Below are 21,483 nucleotides of genomic sequence, written 5' to 3'. Positions count from 1 at the left end.
GTCCCGTACGCGTTGCGCACAGGGTCCGGCTTTCGTCTCCATTAGTTACAACGAACGACTGGAGAAGCAACGGCATGACTGGCAACACCCCTCTCGTCCTTGCCATGGTCTGCGGCCTGGTGGCCGTGGCCTATGGATTCTGGGCGCGCAGTTGGATTCTTTCGAAAGACCCGGGCAATGCCCGAATGCAGGAGATCGCGGCCGCGATCCAGACCGGCGCCGCGGCCTACCTCGCGAAGCAATACCGCACCATCGCGGTCGTCGGCCTGGTGCTGGCGATCCTGATCGCCCTCTTCCTCGACTTCACCACGGCCGTGGGATTCGTCATCGGCGCGGTGCTCTCGGGCGCCTGCGGCTTCATCGGCATGAACGTTTCCGTGCGGGCCAACGTGCGCACCGCGCAGGCTGCCACGCAAGGCATCGGCCCGGCCCTCGACGTCGCCTTCCGCGGCGGTGCCATCACCGGCATGCTGGTGGTCGGCCTGGGCCTGCTCGGCGTGTCGGGCTTCTATTGGTTCCTGACCGGCAACGGCAGCCTGACACCTGACAAGAGCCTGGCCAGCCTGCTCAATCCACTGATCGGCTTCGCCTTCGGCTCCTCGCTGATCTCGATCTTCGCCCGCCTCGGCGGCGGCATCTTCACCAAGGGCGCCGACGTCGGCGCCGACCTGGTGGGCAAGGTCGAGGCCGGCATCCCCGAGGACGATCCGCGCAACCCGGCCGTGATCGCCGACAACGTGGGCGACAACGTCGGCGACTGCGCCGGCATGGCCGCCGACCTGTTCGAGACCTACGCCGTGACCTTGATCGCCACCATGGTGCTCGGTGCGCTGATGGTGGCCGCGGCGCCGGTCAACGCGGTGCTGTATCCGCTGGCGCTGGGCGGCGTGTCGATCATCGCGTCGATCATCGGCTGCTTCTTCGTCAAGGCCTCGCCGGGCATGGTCAACGTGATGCCGGCGCTCTACAAGGGCCTCGCGGTGGCGGGCATCCTGTCGCTGATCGCCTTCTGGTTCGTCACCGCCTGGCTGATCCCGGACAACGCGATCGCCGCCAGCGGCAGCCAGCTGAAGCTCTTCGGCGCCTGCTTCGTCGGCCTGGCGCTGACCGCGGCGCTGGTGTGGATCACCGAGTTCTACACCGGCACGCAGTATTCACCGGTGCAGCACATCGCGCAGGCCTCGACCACCGGCCACGGCACCAACATCATTGCCGGCCTCGGCGTCTCGATGCGTTCCACCGCCTGGCCGGTGATCTTCGTCTGCATCGCGATCCTGGCCTCCTACATGCTGGCCGGCCTCTACGGCATCGCGGTGGCCGCCACCGCGATGCTGAGCATGGCCGGCATCGTGGTCGCACTCGACGCCTACGGCCCGATCACCGACAACGCCGGCGGCATCGCCGAAATGTCCGAACTGCCGGCCAGCGTGCGCGACGTCACCGACCCGCTCGATGCCGTGGGCAACACCACCAAGGCCGTGACCAAGGGCTACGCGATCGGCTCGGCCGGCCTGGCGGCTCTGGTGCTGTTTGCCGACTACACCCACAAGCTCGAGAGCTACGGGCTCAACATCAGCTTCAACCTCAGCGACCCGATGGTGATCGTCGGCCTCTTCATCGGCGGCCTCATCCCCTACCTCTTCGGCGCCATGGCCATGGAAGCCGTGGGCCGCGCGGCCGGCTCGGTGGTCGAGGAGGTGCGCAGGCAGTTCCGCGAGATCCCCGGGATCATGGAAGGCACCGGCAAGCCCGAGTACGGCCGCGCCGTGAGCATGCTGACCGGCGCCGCGATCAAGGAAATGATGATCCCTTCGCTGCTGCCGGTGGTGGTGCCGATCCTGGTCGGCCTGCTGCTCGGACCCAAGGCCCTCGGCGGGCTGTTGATGGGCACCATCGTCACCGGCCTGTTCGTCGCGATCTCGATGTGCACCGGCGGCGGCGCGTGGGACAACGCCAAGAAGTACATCGAGGACGGCCACCACGGCGGCAAGGGTTCGGAGGCGCACAAGGCGGCGGTCACGGGCGATACCGTGGGCGACCCTTACAAGGACACGGCCGGCCCGGCGGTCAATCCGCTGATCAAGATCATCAACATCGTGGCGCTGCTGATCGTGCCGCTGGTGGTCAAGTTCCACGCCGGCGAAGCGGGCGCGATGACGACCCCCGCCGTGGCCCCGCCGCCGGTCAGCGCGCCGGCCGCACCGGCCGCACCGTCACCGGGCCCCGCCGCGGCAGCGCCTGCCGCGGCGCCGGTCGCCGCCGCCGACGCGTCGATCAAGACTGAAGGCGGCGTCGTCAAGTTCTACTTCGCCACCAACAGCGCCGAAGTGCCTGCCGGATCCAGTGCGGCGCTGGCCGATGTCGTAAAGGCCGTGCAGAGCGGGGGCCGGGTGCTGGTGAGCGGCTACCACGACGCGACCGGCGACCCCGAGAAAAACGCCGAACTCGCCAAGCAGCGTGCGATGGCCGTGGGTGCCGCGCTCAAGATTGCCGGCGTGCCTGAAGACAAGCTCGAACTCGCCAAGCCGGCCCAGACCCAGGCCGACGGGCCGCCGGCCGAAGCGCGCCGGGTCGAAGTCAAGCTGCAGTAAGGCCCTGCCCTCGGCCGCGACGCTCAGTTCAGGCTGGCGCGTTGCACCGGCAGCGCGCCCTGCTCGGTGCGCAGCGGCACACCCTGCAGGGTGTCGAAATCCGACGGCGCCTCGGGCACGCGCATTTCCTCGAGCTCATGCAGCGAGGCGACCCAACGGCCGGCGGCGGACTCCGCCGGCTCGTCGTTGGTGAAGATGCCGTCGCGGATGTAGAAGGTCTCGCCCGCCGGGCGCTCCATGTGCAGCTCGATGAGGCGCGCGATCGGGAAGGTGTAGGTGACCAGCTTTTCCTTCGTCTTGCGATCCTTGGCACCGCAATTGAAGAAGCCTTCGGCAGCGATCACGATGCACGATCCTTCGACGGAGCTGTCGATGTCGCCCCCGCAGCGCCAGATGGCGGTCGGCAACCGCACGCGCACCTTGTCGATGACCAAGTCACGCTGCTTGTTGAGCGCATTGAGCGGAGGCACCAGCGAACGCAACTGCCGCAGGCGTTCGGCAAAGTTGTCGTCGATGCAGAACTCGACATGGTGCGTCGCGCCACCCGAGCGCTTGACGACCTGCATGATGACGTGACGCAGCTGGCTCACAGAGGCCGTCCTTTCGCAAGCATTCGAGTCAGTTTCGACCCGTTGCAGGCAATGGGTTTCATTGGAAGCATTGAATCTACTCAATTAGAACTTAGGTATTGATGCAAATCGCTTGCATCAATTGTTTCTAACTGTAGTCCGAATTGCCTTCAATGGATAGGCAACACGAAGTATTAAATTGACTCAATCAATTGCCAATGAGCGGCCGATAGCCGGCCGCCGGCTCGCCGTTTCAGGCGCCGCCGCCGGCTTCCACCAATTCGTCGAGTGCCTTGCAGGACGGCGCGCAGACGGTCTGCGACTTGCCCAGCAGCTGCCGGGTGCGCATTTGCGAGCGGACCCGATGCTTGCCGCACATGAAGCAGGACATGGTGGCGCCGCTGAACGAGGCCGAGGCCCGGAACGGCGAGCCGGGTGCCTTGGCCTTGTAGCGCAGCCCGTCGGCCACCACGGCGGTCTTGACCTCGGCCTTACTCATGGGCGGCTTCCGGTCCAGCGGCGTGCATGGCGCGTTCGATCGCCTTGCGGGCGGCCAATTCGGCGGCCAGCGAGGTGTCGAGCGCCGAGCGGCAGAGGCCGGCGTGCTGGTAGTTGAGGTTTTCGTACACCTCGGAGGCGGCCGGATAGGCATCCAGCAGCCGGCCCAGCTCGGAGCCGGGCTCGGCGTCGCGGAATTGCTCGACCAGGTGCGTCACCACCGACCGGTATTGCTCGGGGCCTACCGGCACGGCGCTGTGTTCCAGCCGCTCGAGGAGCTGGGCCAGGACATGCGTGACGGCCAGGTCGGCCTTGTGCGCGGGGGTGTGGGTAGCGTTCATGCACAGCATGTGGGGCGGTGCCAAAGGATTGCAAGGGCGTGAAAGAACCATCCCCCGAGCCTACAACAGCATCTCCGGCACGATCGGGGCAATCAGCGAATTGTAGAAACGCTTGAAAAAGCCGGATTCGGGTTCCGAGTGGAGGATCATCTCTTTTTCGCCGTCGGTGGTGAGCCATTCGAGGGCGCCGGTGTCCTTGTCCAGCCGCAGGCGGTAGGAGTTCTGCAGCTTGCTGATGTTGATCACGCGCAGCATTTCGCGCGCCAGCTGGGGGCTGTCGACCACCACGCCCATTTCGGTGTTCTGGGTCGCCGAGCGCGGGTCCAGGTTCATCGAGCCGATGAAAATGCGCCGCCGGTCGATCGCAGCTGTCTTGGCATGCAGCCGACCGAGCGAGTTGCCGAACATGTCGAAGCGCTTGTTGGCGGTGGTGCGCTCGGGGCTCAGCTCGTAGAGGTCGGCGCCGCTGGCGAGCAGGCGCTGGCGGTAGCGCGCATAGCCGGTGTGTACCAGCGGCTCGTCATTGGCGGCCAGGGAATTGGTCAGCAGCGTCAGCTTGACCTTGCGCCGCGACAGGTCCTCGAATGCGGCCATCCCCTTCTCGCCCGGCACCAGGTAGGGCGAGGTCAGGTCGACCTCGAACCGCGCATCCATCAGGAGGCCCCAGACCTTCATGGTCACGCTGGTCGCGAGCGCCTCGTCGGCGCTCATCGTGGCCAGTTTGGTCGGCGGATCGGCCACCGCATGCGCCTCGCCCCACAGCAGGCCCATGCGACCGCCGTCGAGCTCCTCGGTGATCGGCCCGTAGCCAAGCACATCCGAGGGCGGCAGCTCGATCTTAGGCGCCGGGGAACTCATGCCGATCCAAGCATCGAAGTCGTCCGGGCCGGGCGGGCGGCCGCCGGGCCCGCGCACGATCTCGGCAATCGGCCAGGCCTGTTCGGCGTTCCAGTAGGCGTCGAAGATCGCCTCGAGCTCGGCCACCACCCGGCCGACCACCAGGGCGTCCATGTCGATGAAGTTCTGCGCCTGGCTGAGCACGAAGTACTCGTCCGCGATGTTGCGCCCGCCGACCACCGCCACCACGCCGTCGGCGATGAAGAGCTTGTTGTGCATGCGGTGGTTGAGCCGCGCGATGTCCTGCGGCGAGGCGATGAAGCGCGACAGGAAGCCGTCGCGGCCGCAGCAGAAGGGGTTGAAGAGCCGCACCTCCACGTTGGGCGTGCGGGATAGCGCCAGCAGCGGCTGCTGGCTCTTGGCGGTGTAGAGGTCGTCGACCAGCACCCGAACCTTGACGCCGCGGGCGGCGGCTTCGCGCACGGCGCGCATCAGCAGCCGCCCGGTGGCGTCGTTCTCGAGTTGGTAGTACTGCACCACCAGCGATTGCTGGGCCCGCTGGGCGAGCTGGATGCGGGCGTCGAGCGAATAGACGCCCAGGGGCATCAGCCGGAATCCCGACTGCTCCCCCGGCGGTGTCGAATCGGCCACGATCTTGGCCAGCCGGGTCGATCGGTCGGGCGCCGCAGCGTAGTCGGCCGGACGGTCGCGGGCGATCGGCAGCGAGCCGCAGGCGCCCAGCAATGCGATGCCGGCCGCGACCAGCACCAGGCGAAGCCAGCGGTCCAGGTCAATCCTCATGTCGTGTGTGCTTTCGTGGCGGCGGGCAGGCGTCATGGACCGCGGCATGCAGTCCTAGAATTCGAAACGCTTCCACCCGGGGTTACATCATGACGTTCTCTATCAGCGCGCGCGCAATTTTCATGGCGGCCGCCGCCATGCTGGCCCTGCCGGCCGTCGCCGCGCTCGACATCGGGGACCCGGTGCCGAAATTCACGGCCAACGCGGCGCTCGGCGGCAAGACCTTTCGCTATTCGCTCGCCGATGCGCTGGCCAAGGGGCCGGTGGTGCTCTACTTCTTTCCGGCGGCGGACTCGGCCGACTGCTCGATCGAGGCCCACGCCTTCGCCGAGGCCATCGATCAGTTCGCGGCGCTCGGCGCCACGGTGATCGGGGTGTCGGCCGACGACATCGACACGCTGGCGAAGTTCTCGGTCAAGTCCTGCCAGAGCCGCTTTCCAGTCGCGTCCGACGAGGCCAAGACCGTGATCGAGGGCTTCGACGCCCTGATGCAGACCCGCCCGGATTTCGCCAATCGCCTGTCCTACGTGATCGCGCCCAGCGGCAAGGTGGCCTACTACTATCAGAACCTGAATCCGGACAAGCACGTCGAGCGCATGCTCAACGCGCTCCGGGCCCTGCCGAAGGCGACGCCTTCGCGCTGACCTTAAGATTTGCCCCATGCAACTCAACTACATCGGCAACGAAAACCTTGCTTCCTCGTCCGGCCGCACGCTGCCGGTGATCGACCCCTCGGACGGCCAGCCCTTCGACGAACTGCAGCGCAGCAATGCCGCCGACATCGACGCCGCGGTGCAGGCGGCGCGCCATTGCTTCGAGACCGGTTGGCACAAGGTCAGCGCGGCCGAGCGCGGCCGGCTGCTCTACAAGCTGTCGCAGAAGATCGCCGAGCATGTCGACGAGCTGGCGCTGATCGAGCAGCGCGACTGCGGCAAGCCGGTCAAGCAGGCGCGCGCCGACGCGCTCGCGCTGGTGCGCTACTTCGAGTTCTATGCCGGCGCCTGCGACAAGCTGCACGGCGAGACGATTCCCTACCAGGACGGCTACAGCGTCTTCACCTGGCGCGAGCCGCACGGGGTCACCGGCCACATCATCCCGTGGAACTACCCGATGCAGATCTTCGGGCGCAGCGTCGGCGGCGCCCTGGCCGCGGGCAATGTCTGCGTGGTGAAGCCGTCCGAGGACGCCTGCCTGTCGCTGATCCGGGTCGCCAAGCTGGCGGCCGAAGCCGGCTTTCCGCCGGGTGCGCTGAACATCGTCACCGGCCTGGGCCACGAGGTCGGCGACGCCCTGGCGCGGCACCCGGGCATCGACCACATCAGCTTCACCGGCAGCCCCAAGGTGGGCACGCTGATCCAGCAGGTGGCCGCCGAGCGGCATTGCCCGGTGACGCTCGAGCTCGGCGGCAAGAGCCCGCAGATCGTGTTCGCCGATGCCGACCTGAGCGCGGCGATCCCGGTGCTGATCAACGCGATCGTGCAGAACGCCGGCCAGACCTGCTCGGCCGGCTCGCGGGTCCTGATCGACCAGGCCATCTACGAGCCGCTGCTGCAGCGCCTCGGCCACGCCTTCGAGGCGCTTCGGGTCGGTCCGGCGGCGATGGACCTCGATGTCGGCCCGCTGATCCGCCAGACGCAGCAGCAGCGCGTCTGGGACTTTCTCTCGGACGCCCATGTGGCCGGCATTCCGATGGTGGCGCAGGGCGTCGTGGTCGACGAGGCGCCCCAGGCGGGCTTCTACCAGGCCCCCACCCTGCTGCGCGACGTGCCGGTGGACCACCGCCTGGCACAGGAGGAAGTGTTCGGCCCGGTGCTGGCCGCGATGCCGTTCCGCGACGAGGACGAGGCCGTGGCGCTGGCCAATGCCACGCAGTTCGGGCTGGTCGCGGGCATCTGGACGAACGATGGCGGACGGCAGTTCCGGATGGCCAAGCGCGTGAAGAGCGGCCAGGTGTTCATCAACAACTACGGCGCCGGCGGCGGTGTCGAACTGCCCTTCGGCGGCGTCAAGTCCTCGGGCTACGGGCGCGAGAAGGGCTTCGAGGCGCTGTACGGCTTCACCACCCTCAAGACCGTGGCCGTCAAGCACGGCTGAACGCGAGGGACGGGACGGCCGATACACTGGCCGGCTGCACTTTAATTCGAGGAGACACCTGTGCGCGTCAAGGACAAATCCATCATCGTGACCGGTGCCGGCGGCGGCATCGGCGAAGGCATCGCGAAGCGGCTGGCGGCCGAGGGCGCGCAGGTCATCGTCAACGACATCAACCAGGCGCTCGGCGAACAGGTGGTCGAGGCCGTCCTGCGCGACGGCGGCCGGGCCTCGTTCTTCGCCGCCGACGTCACCAAGTCCGACCAGATGAAGGCCCTGGTCGATGCCGCCGTGCAGCGCCATGGCAAGCTCGACGTGATGGTCAACAACGCCGGCTGGACCCACCGCAACCGGCCCGCACTGGAAGTCAGCGAGGACGAGTTCGACCGCTGCTATTTGGTCAACGTCAAGAGCATCTACCTGTCGACCATCCATGCGGTGCCGGCCTTCCGGGCCAACGGCGGCGGATCGTTCATCAACATCGCCTCGACCGCGGGCGTGCGCCCCCGCCCGGGCCTCACCTGGTACAACGGCTCCAAGGGCGCCGTGATCACGACCAGCAAGTCGCTGGCGGCCGAACTCGGACCCGACAACATCCGGGTCAATTGCATCAACCCGGTGTTCAACCCGGACACCGGCCTGGCGGCCGAGTTCGCCGGCGGTCCGGTCACCGAAGAGCGCAAGGCCAAGTTCCGCGCCACCATCCCGCTGGGCCGCTTCTCGACCGCGCTCGACGTCGCCAACGCGGCGCTCTACCTGGCCAGCGACGAGGCCTCGTTCATCAGCGGGGTCTGCATCGAAGTCGACGGCGCCCGCTGCGTCTGATCGGCGCCAAGGCCTTGCAGCGGTATCAGGCCGGGCGATGCGGTAAATTGGCCCTCCCATGAGTTCGCAGCATGTCGTCAAGATCGCCGAGATCGGTCGCGCGCCCCGCGCCGCGCCGGCCGCGCACGCCGTGCCGGCCACCGGCGTGCTGCTCGACCGGCTGGCCCGGCCGCTGACCGACCTGCGCATCAGCGTCACCGACCGCTGCAACTTCCGCTGCAGCTACTGCATGCCGAAAGAAGTGTTCGACAAGGACTACCAGTACCTGCCCCACAGCGCGCTGCTGAGCTTCGAGGAGATCACCCGTCTGGCGCGCCTGTTCGCCAGCCACGGCGTGCGCAAGATCCGGCTCACCGGTGGCGAGCCGCTGCTGCGCAAGAACCTCGAGGTGCTGGTCGAGCAGCTCGCCGCGCTGCGCACGCCGCAGGGCCAGCCGCTGGACCTCACGCTGACCACCAACGGATCCTTGCTGGCGCGCAAGGCCGGGGCCTTGAAGGCCGCCGGCCTGAATCGGGTGACCGTCAGCCTCGACGGCCTCGACGACACGGTGTTCCGGCGCATGAACGACGTCGACTTCCCGGTCGCCGAAGTGCTGGCCGGCATCGAGGCTGCGAAGGCGGCCGGCCTGGGCCCGATCAAGGTCAACATGGTGGTCAAGCGCGGCACCAACGAGCAGGAGATCCTGCCGATGGCGCGCCACTTCCGCGGCAGCGGCGTGGTGCTGCGCTTCATCGAATACATGGACGTCGGCGCCACCAACGGCTGGCGCATGGACGAGGTGCTGCCATCGGCCGAGGTGGTGCGCCGCATCGGCGCCGAATTCCCGCTCGTGCCGCTGGAAGCCAGCGCCCCCGGAGAGACCGCACAGCGCTGGGCCTACGCCGACGGCGGCGGCGAGATCGGCGTCATCAGCAGCGTGACGCAGGCCTTCTGCCACGACTGCAGCCGGGCCCGCCTGTCGACCGAAGGCAAGCTCTACCTCTGCCTGTTCGCGAGCCAGGGGCACGACCTGCGGCCGCTCTTGCGCGGCGATGCCGACGACGCGCAGATCGCCTCCGCGCTCGGCCACATCTGGCAGGGCCGCAGCGATCGCTACTCCGAGCTGCGCGCGTCGCGGGTCCCCGACACCGATGCCGGCGCGGCGCGCCGGGTCGAGATGAGCTACATCGGCGGATGAGCGCGCCGGCCCCCATCGTCGCCAGCGAAATCACCGGCCTCGTTCTCGCCGGCGGGCGCGGCTCGCGCATGGGCGGCGTCGACAAGGGCCTGCAGAACTTCAACGGTACGCCGCTGGCGCTGCATGCGGTGCTGCGGCTAGGTCCGCAGGTCGGCCAGGTGCTGGTCAACGCCAATCGCAACCTGGCCGCCTACGAATCCTTCGGCGTGCCGGTCTGGCCCGACGGGCTGGCCGACTATGCCGGTCCGCTGGCCGGCTTCCTGACCGGGCTGGAGCGCTGCGAGACGCCCTACCTGCTCACCGTGCCGTGCGACACCCCGCTGTTCCCGCTCGACCTCGCCAGCCGGCTGGCGGCGGCTCTGGCGGACCAGCAGGCGGACATCGCGATGGTCTCCGCGCCCGAGGCGGCGGGTCCGCCCGGCGCCGCAGCGTCGCTGTTCCCGCAGCCGGTGTTCTGCCTGCTGCGCGCCACGCTGCTCGACAGCCTGGTGCGCTTCACCCAGGGCGGCGGCCGCAAGATCGACAAATGGACCGCGCAGCACCACACCGTGCTGGTGCCCTTCGATCGCCCGGGCGATGCCGCCGACGCCTTCTTCAATGCCAACACGCTGACCGAGTTGCACACGCTCGAGCGCCAGCGTTCGTGAGGCCCGTCCCGTCATGAGCCGAATCGCCGAAATCGCCGCCGCGCTGGCGGGCTACGACCCCAAGGCGCTGGGTGTCGATGCCGTGCAGGCCTTCCTGGCGCAGCTGGCCGAGCCTGCCATCGTCACCGAGGTCGAGCGCCTGGCCCTGCGGGATGCGCTCGGACGGGTGCTGGCCGAGGACATCGTCTCGCCGGTCAGCGTGCCGCCGCACGACAACTCGGCCATGGACGGCTTCGCCTTCGATGGCGCGCAGCTCGAAGCGGCCGGCGACACCGCGCTGAGCCTGCGGGTGGTCGGCACCGCACTGGCCGGCGCCGCCTGGCGCGGCGCGACCGGCACCGGCGACGCCGTCAAGATCATGACCGGTGCCGTGATGCCGGCCGGCCTCGACACCGTGGTCCCGCAGGAGTTCTGCACGGTCGAGGGTGACCGGGTGAGCTTCCCGGCCCAGGCGCTGCGACGCGGCGACAACCGCCGCTTCGCCGGCGAAGACCTGATGCAGGGCCAGCCGGCGCTGCGGCGCGGCCAGATCGTCACCCCGGCCGCGCTCGGCATGGTGGCCAGCCTCGGGCTGCCGATGGTGCCGGTGCTGCGGCGCCTGCGCGTCGCCTACTTCTCCACCGGCGACGAGATCCTGAGTCTTGGCGAGCTTCCGCGCGAAGGCGCGGTCTACGACAGCAACCGCTACACGGTGTTCGGCCTGCTGACGCGGCTGGGCTGCGAGGTGATCGACCTCGGCCTGGTGCGCGACGACCCGGCGGCGCTCGAATCGGCGCTGCGCCGCGCCGCCGCGCAGGCCGACGCCATCATCACCAGCGGGGGCGTCAGCGTCGGCGAGGCCGACCACACGCGCGCCGTCATGCAGCGGCTCGGCGACATGGCGTTCTGGCGCGTCGCCATGCGGCCCGGCCGGCCGATGGCGGTCGGCCTGATCCCCGCCCCAGGCGCGCCCCGCGGGCCGGCCGTGCTGTTCGGGCTGCCGGGCAACCCGGTCGCCGTGATGGTCACTTTTCTCGCCTTCGTGCGCCCGGCGCTGCTCAGGATGATGGGCTGCAACCCCGCCTGCGCCGCGCCGCCGCCGCTGCTGCGCGCCACCAGCGTCGACGCGATCCGCAAGAAGCCCGGACGCACGGAGTACCAGCGGGGCCGGGTCGAGCAGGTGGCGGGTGCCTTGCCGCAGGTGCGCATCGCCGGCAACCAAGGCTCGGGCGTGCTGAGTTCGATGGTCGAGGCCAACGGCCTGGTGGTGCTGCACCATGACCAGGCCGGCGTGGCGCCGGGCGACACGGTCGACGTCATGATCTTCGACGGCGTGGTGTAAGGTCTGTCCCCGCCCTGGCCTCACCGGAGTTGCGCATGGCAGCGAGCAGGATCGAATTGTTGCAGCAGATGCCGATCTTCGGCGCCATTGCCGCGGACACCGTCGAGTTCCTGCTGGCGGCTGCGCCGGTGGTCGAGGTGCCGCGCGGGGGCTACTTCTTCCGCGAGGGCGAGCCCGGCCACGGCATGTTCGTGCTCGAGCGCGGCAGCGTGACGATCTCCAAGAGCTGGCAGCAGCACGAATTGCTCATCCGGCGCCTGGCACAGGGCGATTGTTTCGGCGAGATGGCGCTGCTCGACCTTTTCCCGCGCAGCGCCTCGGTCCGGGCCGACGTCGACTGCAGCGCGATCGAACTCACTTCCGCGAACCTGTACCGGGTGTTCGAGCGCGATGTCGAGCAGTTCGCGCTGATCCAGATGAACATCGCCCGCGAGATGAGCCGCCGCTTGCGGATCACGGACGACCTGCTCTTCAGGGCCAGCATGGGCGACGTGCCCGAGACACCGGAACGGCTGCTGCGGCGCTAGATCCGGCCGAGCGCGCGCTCGACGCCCTTGTTGGCGAGCGCATCCGCGCGCTCGTTGCCCGGATCGCCCGAATGGCCCTTGACCCAGCGCCATTCGATCTGGTGGCCGCCCTCGGCCACCAGCTTGTCGAGCTGCTGCCAGAGCTCGACGTTCTTCACCGGCTGCTTGGTCGAGGTCCGCCAGCCCTTGGCCTTCCAGCCGCGAATCCACTCGGTGATGCCCATGCGCACGTACTGGCTGTCCAGGTAGAGGACGACCTTGCACGGGCGCTTGAGCGCGCCCAGGCCTTCGATCACGGCCTGCAGTTCCATGCGGTTGTTGGTGGTGTTGAGTTCGCCGCCGAAAAGTTCTTTTTCGGTGGCGCCCGACTTGAGCCATGCGCCCCAGCCGCCGGGACCGGGGTTGCCCTTGCAGGCACCGTCGGTGTAGATCTGTACTTCGTTCAAGAACCGCTTCCTTCTTCTAGCTGGCCGCCATTGTCGCGCCCCCGGTGCATCTTGCCGGCGATCGGTACCGGCGCGCTGGCGCGCGATGCGGCGCGGCGCCAGTCGGCGCTCAAGAGGCGCAGCCCCCGCACCCGCTTCACGGCCACCAGGAAATAGACCGCACCGAAGATCGGCCACCAGCGCTCGCCGGCGGCATCGAACCAGCGGCAGCGCTCCAGCCAGGCCTCGCTGCGGACCGCCGGCCGGTAGACGCCGAATCGCCCGGACTCGACCTCGAAGCTCAGCAGCCGCAACCAGTCGCGCATGCGCCGGTAGCCGATGAAGTCACCGGCCTCGGGCAGGAACAGCTCGCCGAACCCGAGTCCGCGGTAGAGGTGGGCGCGCCGCTGCCGCATGCCCCAGAGGCTGGCCGGATTCAGGCCGCAGATGACGACCCGCCCTTCGGGCACCAGCACCCGCTCGACCTCGCGCAGGGTCGCGTGGGGGTCCGGGCTGAGCTCGAGCGTGTGCGGCAGCACCACGAGGTCAAGGCTGTTGGCCGGAAAAGGGAGGGCCGAAAAGTCGGTCCAGAGCGCGGGCGCGCCGGCCTGCGCCGGATCGGACAGCGCCAGCCAGCGGTGCGGCATTCGATTGGCACGCAGCCCCTGGACCTCGCTGAGGCCCAGCTGCAGCGCGTGATAACCGAAGATGTCGGCCACCGCCTGGTCGAACTGGGCCTGCTCCCAAGCCAGCAGGTAGCGGCCCGGGGGGGTCTCGAACCAATCGTGCAAACCTATAATTTGACCGCTCATGACCCTCGTTCCGCTGCCCGCCCGTGCCGACAACTACATCTGGATGCTGCAGCAGGGGCGCAACGCGATCGAGGTCGACCCAGGGGATGCAACACCCGTGTTCGATGCACCCGGGCGCGAGCAACTGCAACTGGCCGCGATTCTAGTCACGCGCCCTCGCGCCGACGGCGTCGACGGTGTGGCGACGCACCATGGATACACACTTGCTAACCTGAGATTCGTGCAAAGCATGGAACCCCGCAAGCCGGATCCCACTCACTCCACGGCGCCTTGCGCCGCATTGCGTGCGCGCTGCGAGCTGCCACGGCCCTTGCTCGCTGCCCCGCACCAATGGAAGAACGATTTTCGATGAAATTTCTGCTAGCTGCCTGCCTCGCGGGCTCCCTGTTCCTGGCGGGCTGCGCCACAGGCACCGGTCCGTCGATGGATGGGTCGTCGTCCGGTGCCGCCTCGGGCGGTGCCTCGCCGGTCTACCCGCGCGGCAGCCTCACGCCGATCACCTCCGGCGACACCAAGTCGCGCCCCGTGGTCACGCTCGCCCCGCCGGTCGACATGTGGGACCGCATCCGCCGCGGCTTCAAGATGCCCGACCTCGACGGCGACCTGGTGCGCGATCGCGAGCAGTGGTATGCCACCCGGCCCGACTACATCCAGCGCATGACCGAGCGCTCCAACCGCTACATCTTCCACATCGTCGAGGAACTCGAACGTCGCGACATGCCGACCGAGATCGCGCTGCTGCCCTACATCGAGAGCGCCTTCAATCCGCAGGCCGTGTCGAGCGCGCGCGCCGCCGGCATGTGGCAGTTCATGCCGGCCACCGGCACCGACTACGACCTGAAGCAGAACATCTTCCGCGACGACCGCCGCGATGTGGTCGCCTCGACCCGCGCGGCGCTCGACTATCTGCAGCGGCTCTACGGCATGTTCGGTGACTGGCAGCTCGCGCTGGCGGCCTACAACTGGGGCGAAGGCAACGTGGCCAAGGCGATCGCCAAGAACCAGCGCGCCGGCCTGCCGGCCACCTACAGCGACCTGTCGATGCCGGCCGAGACCCGGCTCTACGTGCCGAAGCTGCAGGCCGTGAAGAACATCGTCGCCAATCCGGCCCGCTTCAATGTCGACCTGCCGCTGATCGCCAACCACCCCTACTTCCAGACCGTCACGCTCAAGCGCGATCTCGACGTCTCGCTGGCGGCCAAGCTGGCGGACGTGCAGATCGAGGACTTCCGGGCCCTCAATCCGTCGGCCCACAAACCGGTGCTGCTGGCGGCCGGCACGCCCGAGATCCTTCTGCCGTGGGACAACGCCGCCGTGTTCCAGCGCAACTTCGAGGCCTACAGCCAGGGCCAGTACGCCAGCTGGACCGCCTGGACCGTGCCCTCGACCATGACCGTGGCCGACGCCGCACAGCGCTCGGGCATGAGCGAAGCCGACCTGCGGGCCATCAACAACGTGCCGCCGCGCATGCTGATCAAGTCGGGCTCGACCTTGATCGTTCCGCGCAGCGCGCGAGTCCAGGAAGACGTCGCGGCGGTGGTCGCCGACACCGGGCAGCTGAGCTTCCAGCCCGAGATCGTCACCCGCCGCACGGTGATCAAGGCCGGGCGCCAGGACAGCGTCGCCAGCATCGCGCGGCGCTACCGGCTGAGCCCGGCCAGCGTGGCCGAATGGAACGACGTCAAGGCCAACCACACCTTCCAGCGCGGCTATGAAGTGGTGGTGTTCCTGCCGGTGCGGGCCGCGAAGACCGCCGGCGTGGGCTCGGGCTTCGGCCGCGCGCCGGTGCTCAAGAGCAGCGCCGTGGCGCCCCGCGGCGGCACGACCGCCAAGAGCTCAACCGCCAAGCTGACCAAGACGTCGAGCAGCAGCAAGGAAGTCGTGCGCGAGAAGCGCGGCGGCACGCCGTCGAAGAAAAAGCGTTAGAGCTTTTCGGTCTCGCCACTGCGAGGCTGCCATTTCATGAGGCGCTTCTCGAGCACGCCGACGATCGCATCGAGCAGCAGCGCAAAACCGGTCAGCACCACGATGCCCGCAAACACCGTGTTGACGTCGAAGGTGCCCTCGGCCTGCAGGATGAGGTAGCCCACGCCGCGCGCCGAGCCCAGGTACTCGCCCACCACCGCACCCACGAAGGCCAGCCCGACCGAGGTGTGCAGGCTGGAGAACACCCAGCTGGTCGCGCTCGGCAGGTAGACCGTGCGCAGCAGCTGCCGCTGGCTGGCGCCGAGCATGCGCGCATTCGCCAGCACCACCGGGCTGACTTCGCGCACGCCCTGGTAGACGTTGAAGAAGACGATGAAGAACACCAGCGTGACCGCCAGCGCCACCTTGCTCCAGATGCCGAGGCCGAACCACAGCGCGAAGATCGGCGCCAGGATCACGCGCGGCATCGAGTTCGCCGCCTTGATGTAGGGATCGAAGACCAGGCTCGCGGTCGGCGCCAGGGCCAGCCAGAGGCCGCAGGCCAGGCCCAGCACGGTGCCGATCACGAAGGCCAGTACGGTCTCGAGCAAGGTGGTGCCCAGGTGCAGGTAGATGTCGGCGTTGCCCGCGAGCCCATCGGGGAACAGCGGATTGGGTGGAATCGCGAACGGCATGAACCAGCTCCAGATCCGGCCGGCCACCTGGATCGGTTCGCCGACGAAGAAGGCGAACTGCTGGTTGCGCGACGCCAGGTGCCAGCCCGCCAGCAGCGCGACCAGCACCGCCAGCTGCCAGAGGCGCGCATTGCTCTCCCTGGGTCGGAGCTTCATCTCGCCCCCAGGTTGCCCGGCACTTCGTGTCCGGGCGCCCACCCCCTGCCGGGGGCGCAGTCAGCGGCCCGGCAAAGCCGGTTCCGCGACTGCCCACGAATGGGCGCGCTGCGCGCAGCCGAAAAACAGATGCCGACCGGGTTGAGTTGGCCGGCGCAGCCAGGCCCCTTCGTGAAACACCGCGGAACTGGCTTTGCCAGCCCGCTGGTGTTGCCCCCGGTAGGGGGTGGGCGGCTACACGAAGTGAGCCAACCTGGGGGCGAGCTCATGCCACTGCCTTCAACTGCTGCGCATAGCCCTTGAGCACCTCGTCGCGCAGCACGTTCCAGATCTGCGTGTGAAGTTCGACGAAGCGCGGATGCACCCGGACCTCGGCGACGTCCCGCGGCCGCGGCAGGTCGATCTCGAACTCGCCGATCGGGTGGGTCGCGGGGCCGGCGGAGAGCACCACCACGCGGTCGCTCATCGCGATCGCTTCATCGAGATCGTGGGTGATGAAAAGCACCGCCTTCTTCTTCGCAGCCCAGAGATCCAGCACTTCGTTCTCCATCAATTGCCGGGTCTGGATGTCGAGCGCGCTGAAGGGCTCGTCCATCAGGATGATGTCCGGATCGAGCGCCAGTACTTGTGCCAGCGCGGTGCGCTTGCGCATGCCGCCGGAAAGTTGATGCGGATAACGGTCGCCGAAGCCAGCGAGGCCGACCCGCGCGAGCCAGGCCTCGGCCTGCTCCCTGGCCTGGGCATCGGGCACGCCGCGGTACTGCAGGCCCACCTTCACGTTGTCCAGCGCGCTGCGCCAGGGCAACAGGGCTTCGCTCTGGAACATGTAGCCGGCACGCGTGTTGATGCCGGACAGCGGCTGGCCGAACACCCGCACCGAACCCGACGAGGGTTCGAGCAGGCCGGCGCCGACATTCAGCAAGGTCGACTTGCCGCAGCCGGTCGGTCCGACCACCGAGACGAACTCGCCGTCGGCGATGCGCAGCGTGGTGTCCGCCACCGCGGTGTAGCGCTGGCTGTGGTCGTCTTTCGCGCGGAAGGTGCAGCGGATATCGATCAGTTCGAGCGCGTGGACGGCCATGGGCTTGGAAGAAAAAACCCGGCCTGGGCCGGGTTGCAGCGACACCGGGGTCAAGCTTTGAACTTGTCCTTGGCGCGCCGCGCAAATTCGTTGGTGTAGAGCTTCGCCAGGTCGATCTTGTCGGCCTTGACCGTGGGATCGAAGCTCGCGATGGCGGTGAGCGCGGTCTTGGGGCCGTCGGCCGGCACCAGTCCATCGACGGCGATGGCCTCGCGCACCTTGTCGAACGATGCAAGGTACAGGGCCCGGTCGCCCAGCAGGTAGGTCTCTGGCACGGTCTTGATGATGTCACCCGGGCCGGCGGTCTGCAGCCACTTGAGGCCATGCACGATGGCATTGGCGAGCGCCTGGCAGGTGTTCGGATTCTTCTGGATGAATTCCGACGAGGCATAGAGGCAGGCGGCCGGCATCAGGCCGCCGAACACCTCCTGCGTGCCCTTCAGCGTGCGGGTGTCGCTGATGATCTTCACGTCGCCCTTCTGCTCGAGCATGGTCATCACCGGATCGGTGTTGCTGATCGCGTCGATCTGGCCCGAGCGCAGCGCCGTCAGCGCGCCGGCGGCCACGCCGACGCCGATATAGCTCACGTCGCTGGCCTTGAGCCCGCCGCGCGACAGCACCAGGTTGGCCACCATGTTGGTCGACGAGCCCGGCGCCGAGACCCCGATCTTGCGGCCCTTGAGGTCGGCGATGCCCGTGTAGCCGGGCATGTTCTTGGTCGACACGCCGATCGCGATCTGCGGCGCGCGCCCCTGCAGCACGAAGGCCTGGAAGAACTGGTTCTTGGCCTGCAGGTTGATGGTGTGCTCGAAGGCGCCCGAGCAGACATCGGCCGAGCCGCCGACCACCGCCTGCAACGCTCGTGCGCCGCCGGCGAAGTCCGAGATCTCGACGTCGAGTCCTTCGGCCTTGAAGTAGCCGAGCTGCTCGGAGATGGTGAGCGGCAGGTAGTAGAACGCCGCCTTGCCGCCGACCGCGATGGACACCTTGGATTTTTCGAGCTTCGGCTGGCTGTGGACCAGCGGCGCCCCAATCGCAGCGGCGCCCAGCGCTGCGGCAACGGTAAAGGTACGGCGATTGAGCATGAGTGGCGCCCGCAGGCTCTTTTCGTGTGATTCGAATCGAGCTTAGGGGCGGCCCCCTGCCCCTGCATCGGGAACATCCCGTGCGGGTTTTTACGTAAACTGAAAGGCCGTTGCCCGGCCCTCAGCGACGGTCGACCAGCGCATGGGCGATGGTGCCGAGATCGACGTATTCGAGCTCGCTGCCGGCCGGCACGCCGCGCGCCAGCCGGGTCACCGAGAGTCCGCGCTGCTTGAGCGCATCGCCGATCACATGGGCCGTGGCCTCACCCTCGGCTGTGAAGTTGGTGGCGAGAATCACTTCGCTCACGGTGCCGTCGAGCGCGCGCGCGAACAGCTTCGCGAGTCCGATGTCGTTCGGCCCCACGCCATCGAGCGGGCTCAGCTTGCCCATCAGCACGAAGTAGTAGCCGCGGAACACGCCGGTGCGCTCGAGCGCGGCCTGGTCGGCCGGGGTCTCGACCACGCACAGCTTGGTGCCGTCGCGCCGGGCATCCTGGCAGACGCTGCAGACCTGGCCTTCCGTGAAGGTGTTGCAGCGCTCGCAATGGCGCACGTTGCTGGCCGCCTGCTGCAGGGCGCGCGCGAGCATCAACGTGCCTTCGCGGTCGTGCTGCAGCAGGTGGAAGGCCATGCGCGAGGCCGACTTGGCCCCGACGCCGGGCAACCGGCGCAGCGCCTCGACCAGCGCATCGAGCGAACTGGAATCCGCCATCGAGGACCGATGGAGGCTCAGAAGGGCAGCTTCATGCCGGGCGGCAGGCCGGGCATGCCGGCGGTCAGCTTGCCCATCTTCTGCTCGCTGGTTTCCTCGGCCTTTCGCACGGCGGCATTGAAGGCTGCGGCCACCAGGTCTTCGAGCATGTCCTTGTCGTCGGCCAGCAGGCTGGGGTCGATCGTGATGCGCTTGACGTCGTGCTTGCAGGTCATGACGACTTTCACGAGACCGGCACCCGATTCGCCTTCGACCTCGATGGTGGCCAGTTCTTCCTGGGCCTTCTTGAGGTTGTCCTGCATCGCCTGCGCCTGCTTCATGAGGCCGGCCAGTTGTCCTTTGTTGAACATGGGGGGATCCTGTTGATCGTTGAAAAAAGAGTTTAGTCAGTTGGGGACACGGCAAAAACTGCTTTGCAGTTTCTTGATCTGTCCCGCAAGGTTCTAATCAGTTGAGGACAGAGCAAAAACTGCTTCGCAGTTTCTTGATCTGTCCCGCAAGGTCTCAGGAGGGCCGCAGCGTCCCCGGAACGATTCTCGCGTCCCAGTCGCGCATCATCGACTGCACCTCGGGGTCGTTGTGGATCGCTTCCTCGGCGATGCGCTGGCGTTCTTCGGCGGCCTGCCGGTTGCGGCGGGCCGGGCTGTCGACCACGCCGCCGATCTCGATGGCGATTGTCACCGAGTGGCCGAGGGCCGCGAGCGCCGCCTGCAGCTTCTCGCGGCTGCTGGTCTGGTTGAGCGACTCGCGCTCCACCCGCAGCAGCCACTGGTCCACATCGCGCGCCACCAGCTGCGATTGCAGGGCGAGCTCGCGCGTCAGCGCAGTGATCGCCTCGGCCACCACCATCCGCGTCACGGTGGCATGCCAGAAATCGCCCTCCTCGCTCGGCGGGATCGGCGTCGAGGCTACCGCCGACGGCGCCTCGCGGGCGCCGGCCGGCGGCTGCACGCGCACCGGCATCGCCATCAGCCTGGCGGCCGGTTCGGGCGTGGCGGCCGCCCTGGGCGGCGCGGCAGCGCTCAGCGCCGGGGCCTCGACCACCGGCAGCCGATGGCCCGGCGCCGCGGGAGCCGCCACCGCTGGGGGCCGCACCGGCTCGACCGGCACTGGCGCAGCCACCGGGGGAGGAGACAGCGGCGCGGCCGTGGGTGCCTGCGCAGCCGCAGGCACGGCGTCATTCAGAGTTTTTTTTTCCGCGCCGGCCGAAGCGGTGGGCTTGAAGGCCAGCAGGCGCAGCAGCACCATCGTGAGCGCCGCGTACTCGTCGGGCGCCAGGCCGAGCTCGCCGCGGCCGTGCAGGCAGAGGCTGTAGAGCAGCTGGGTTTCGTCGGCCGGCAGCAGGGCCGCGAGGCGGGCCGTCTCCGCCGCGTCTGGGTCGGCGCCATCGCGCGACTCGGCCCGCGAAGGCACCGCCTGCAGCACCGCCATCGCCTGCAGCACGGTGGTCATTTCCTCCAGCGTGGAAGCGGCGGAGAGACCGTCGCGGCGCAGCCCTTCGGAGGTCTCGACCACCGTCTTTCCATCGCCCTGCGACAGCGCCTCGATCAGCCGGAACACGTGCCCGCGATCGACGCTGCCGAGCATCTGGCGTACGCCCGTCTCCAGCAGTTCGCCGTTGCCGAAGGCAATGGCCTGGTCGGTCAGCGACAGCGCATCGCGCATCGAGCCGCGGGCGGCGCGCGAAATCAGGCGCAGCGCCAGGGGTTCGGCCGGCACGGCTTCAGACTGCAGCACCTGCGTGAGGTGTTCGAGCACGGTCTCGGGCGCCATCGGCCGCAGGTTGAACTGCAGGCAGCGCGACAGCACCGTGACCGGCACCTTCTGCGGGTCGGTCGTGGCCAGCACGAACTTGAGATATTCGGGCGGCTCCTCGAGCGTCTTCAGCATCGCGTTGAACGCGTGGCCGGTGAGCATGTGGACTTCGTCGATCATGAAGACCTTGAAACGGCCCTGCACCGGCTTGTAGACCGCCTGCTCCAGCAGCGCCTGGACCTCGTCGACGCCCCGGTTGGAGGCGGCATCGAGCTCGGTGTAGTCGACGAAGCGGCCGGCGTCGATGTCCTTGCACGCCTGGCATAGGCCGCACGGCGTGGCCGTGATGCCACCCTGCCCGTCGGGCCCCTGGCAATTGAGCGACTTGGCCAGGATGCGGGAGACGGTGGTCTTGCCGACGCCGCGCGTGCCGGTGAAGAGGTAGGCGTGATGCAGCCGCTGCGAGGTCAGCGCGTTCTCGAGCGCCTGGACGACGTGCTCCTGGCCGACCATCTCGCTGAAGGTTCGGGGACGGTGTTTGCGAGCGAGCACGAGGTAGGCCATCGCCGCATTTTAGGGCGACGCGGCGACCACCTCGCGCAGCGGCCTAGGCCATCTTGCGGATGGCTTTC

At 68.2% G+C, this 21,483-nt stretch carries 22 protein-coding genes; 10 read left to right on the top strand and 12 right to left on the bottom strand.

All coding sequences use genetic code 11. The features are described from left to right. Positions 1 to 74: 74 nt before the first annotated feature. A complete protein-coding gene (locus tag QZH52_RS14005; RefSeq protein WP_301809931.1) occupies positions 75 to 2,591 on the top strand; it encodes a sodium-translocating pyrophosphatase in 2,517 nt (838 codons plus the stop codon). Between the two features lie 23 nt (positions 2,592 to 2,614). Here QZH52_RS14005 and QZH52_RS14000 read toward each other — a convergent pair whose 3' ends face one another. From QZH52_RS14000 to QZH52_RS13985, 4 genes are all read right to left on the bottom strand, one after another. Next, positions 2,615 to 3,181, bottom strand: a complete 567-nt coding sequence (locus QZH52_RS14000; RefSeq protein WP_286528790.1) for a hypothetical protein — start codon at positions 3,179 to 3,181, stop codon at positions 2,615 to 2,617. Positions 3,182 to 3,413: 232 nt separating this feature from the next. Beyond that, entirely contained in the window at positions 3,414 to 3,659 is a 246-nt protein-coding gene (locus QZH52_RS13995) for a hypothetical protein (protein ID WP_286509024.1), read from the bottom strand. Further along, positions 3,652 to 3,999: a hypothetical protein gene (locus QZH52_RS13990; protein ID WP_301809928.1), complete on the bottom strand. Its 348-nt coding sequence runs from the start codon at positions 3,997 to 3,999 to the stop codon at positions 3,652 to 3,654. Before QZH52_RS13990 ends, QZH52_RS13995 begins: the two co-directional genes overlap by 8 nt. Positions 4,000 to 4,059: 60 nt before the next feature. Continuing rightward, positions 4,060 to 5,637 (bottom strand): phospholipase D family protein, encoded by a 1,578-nt coding sequence (locus QZH52_RS13985; RefSeq protein ID WP_301809926.1) that lies wholly within the window; start codon positions 5,635 to 5,637, stop codon positions 4,060 to 4,062. Between the two features lie 89 nt (positions 5,638 to 5,726). On the opposite strand from QZH52_RS13985, the gene QZH52_RS13980 reads away from it, so the two are divergent. From QZH52_RS13980 to QZH52_RS13950, 7 genes are read left to right on the top strand one after another with little or no spacing between them, the layout of a single operon-like run. Further along, complete coding sequence (locus tag QZH52_RS13980; protein WP_436411581.1) at positions 5,727 to 6,281, top strand: peroxiredoxin; 555 nt, start codon at positions 5,727 to 5,729, stop codon at positions 6,279 to 6,281. A gap of 16 nt (positions 6,282 to 6,297) precedes the next feature. Then, positions 6,298 to 7,731: an aldehyde dehydrogenase family protein gene (locus tag QZH52_RS13975; RefSeq protein ID WP_301809923.1), complete on the top strand. Its 1,434-nt coding sequence runs from the start codon at positions 6,298 to 6,300 to the stop codon at positions 7,729 to 7,731. A gap of 60 nt (positions 7,732 to 7,791) precedes the next feature. Continuing rightward, positions 7,792 to 8,553: an SDR family oxidoreductase gene (locus QZH52_RS13970; RefSeq protein ID WP_301809922.1), complete on the top strand. Its 762-nt coding sequence runs from the start codon at positions 7,792 to 7,794 to the stop codon at positions 8,551 to 8,553. A 58-nt stretch (positions 8,554 to 8,611) separates the two neighbouring features. Further along, on the top strand, positions 8,612 to 9,730 hold the full coding sequence (gene moaA / locus QZH52_RS13965) for a GTP 3',8-cyclase MoaA (protein ID WP_286532058.1): 1,119 nt from the start codon (positions 8,612 to 8,614) through the stop codon (positions 9,728 to 9,730). Beyond that, positions 9,727 to 10,377, top strand: coding sequence for a molybdenum cofactor guanylyltransferase MobA (gene mobA, locus QZH52_RS13960; RefSeq protein WP_286532060.1), 651 nt, complete (start codon positions 9,727 to 9,729; stop codon positions 10,375 to 10,377). Before moaA ends, mobA begins: the two co-directional genes overlap by 4 nt. Before the next feature lie 13 nt (positions 10,378 to 10,390). Further along, on the top strand, positions 10,391 to 11,698 hold the full coding sequence (gene moeA, locus QZH52_RS13955; RefSeq protein ID WP_301809917.1) for a molybdopterin molybdotransferase MoeA: 1,308 nt from the start codon (positions 10,391 to 10,393) through the stop codon (positions 11,696 to 11,698). Positions 11,699 to 11,733: 35 nt separating this feature from the next. After that, complete coding sequence (locus tag QZH52_RS13950) at positions 11,734 to 12,225, top strand: Crp/Fnr family transcriptional regulator (protein WP_301809915.1); 492 nt, start codon at positions 11,734 to 11,736, stop codon at positions 12,223 to 12,225. Here QZH52_RS13950 and rnhA read toward each other — a convergent pair. Next, positions 12,222 to 12,671 (bottom strand): ribonuclease HI, encoded by a 450-nt coding sequence (rnhA, locus tag QZH52_RS13945; protein WP_286509015.1) that lies wholly within the window; start codon positions 12,669 to 12,671, stop codon positions 12,222 to 12,224. The genes QZH52_RS13950 and rnhA overlap by 4 nt on opposite strands. Beyond that, positions 12,668 to 13,462 carry a class I SAM-dependent methyltransferase gene (locus QZH52_RS13940; RefSeq protein WP_286532065.1) on the bottom strand — a complete coding sequence of 265 codons (795 nt, stop codon included), beginning with the start codon at positions 13,460 to 13,462 and terminating at the stop codon, positions 12,668 to 12,670. Before QZH52_RS13940 ends, rnhA begins: the two co-directional genes overlap by 4 nt. On the opposite strand from QZH52_RS13940, the gene QZH52_RS38630 reads away from it, so the two are divergent. Both QZH52_RS38630 and QZH52_RS13930 read left to right on the top strand, forming a co-directional pair. Next, on the top strand, positions 13,461 to 13,814 hold the full coding sequence (locus QZH52_RS38630; RefSeq protein ID WP_366919296.1) for an MBL fold metallo-hydrolase: 354 nt from the start codon (positions 13,461 to 13,463) through the stop codon (positions 13,812 to 13,814). The genes QZH52_RS13940 and QZH52_RS38630 overlap by 2 nt on opposite strands. Further along, positions 13,811 to 15,388 carry a transglycosylase SLT domain-containing protein gene (locus QZH52_RS13930; protein WP_301809904.1) on the top strand — a complete coding sequence of 526 codons (1,578 nt, stop codon included), beginning with the start codon at positions 13,811 to 13,813 and terminating at the stop codon, positions 15,386 to 15,388. The genes QZH52_RS38630 and QZH52_RS13930 overlap by 4 nt, the downstream gene beginning before the upstream one ends. On the opposite strand, the gene QZH52_RS13925 is transcribed toward QZH52_RS13930, so the two are convergent. The 6 genes from QZH52_RS13925 to dnaX form a co-directional block, all read right to left on the bottom strand. After that, complete coding sequence (locus tag QZH52_RS13925) at positions 15,385 to 16,218, bottom strand: ABC transporter permease (protein WP_301809901.1); 834 nt, start codon at positions 16,216 to 16,218, stop codon at positions 15,385 to 15,387. The genes QZH52_RS13930 and QZH52_RS13925 overlap by 4 nt on opposite strands. 265 nt (positions 16,219 to 16,483) lie before the next feature. Next, on the bottom strand, positions 16,484 to 17,299 hold the full coding sequence (locus QZH52_RS13920; RefSeq protein WP_301809897.1) for an ABC transporter ATP-binding protein: 816 nt from the start codon (positions 17,297 to 17,299) through the stop codon (positions 16,484 to 16,486). A gap of 50 nt (positions 17,300 to 17,349) precedes the next feature. Next, positions 17,350 to 18,384 (bottom strand): ABC transporter substrate-binding protein, encoded by a 1,035-nt coding sequence (locus QZH52_RS13915; RefSeq protein ID WP_286528762.1) that lies wholly within the window; start codon positions 18,382 to 18,384, stop codon positions 17,350 to 17,352. A 121-nt stretch (positions 18,385 to 18,505) separates the two neighbouring features. Continuing rightward, complete coding sequence (gene recR / locus QZH52_RS13910) at positions 18,506 to 19,096, bottom strand: recombination mediator RecR (protein ID WP_286528760.1); 591 nt, start codon at positions 19,094 to 19,096, stop codon at positions 18,506 to 18,508. A gap of 17 nt (positions 19,097 to 19,113) precedes the next feature. After that, positions 19,114 to 19,446 (bottom strand): YbaB/EbfC family nucleoid-associated protein, encoded by a 333-nt coding sequence (locus tag QZH52_RS13905; protein WP_012747441.1) that lies wholly within the window; start codon positions 19,444 to 19,446, stop codon positions 19,114 to 19,116. A 154-nt stretch (positions 19,447 to 19,600) separates the two neighbouring features. Beyond that, complete coding sequence (gene dnaX / locus QZH52_RS13900; RefSeq protein WP_286532074.1) at positions 19,601 to 21,415, bottom strand: DNA polymerase III subunit gamma/tau; 1,815 nt, start codon at positions 21,413 to 21,415, stop codon at positions 19,601 to 19,603. Between the last annotated feature and the right edge of the window lie 68 nt (positions 21,416 to 21,483).

This window comes from Variovorax ginsengisoli (assembly GCF_030486595.1).
GTDB lineage: Bacteria > Pseudomonadota > Gammaproteobacteria > Burkholderiales > Burkholderiaceae_C > Variovorax > Variovorax ginsengisoli_B.
Note: the sequence above shows the minus strand (reverse complement) of the source record. Positions and strands in the feature narration are given on the sequence as shown.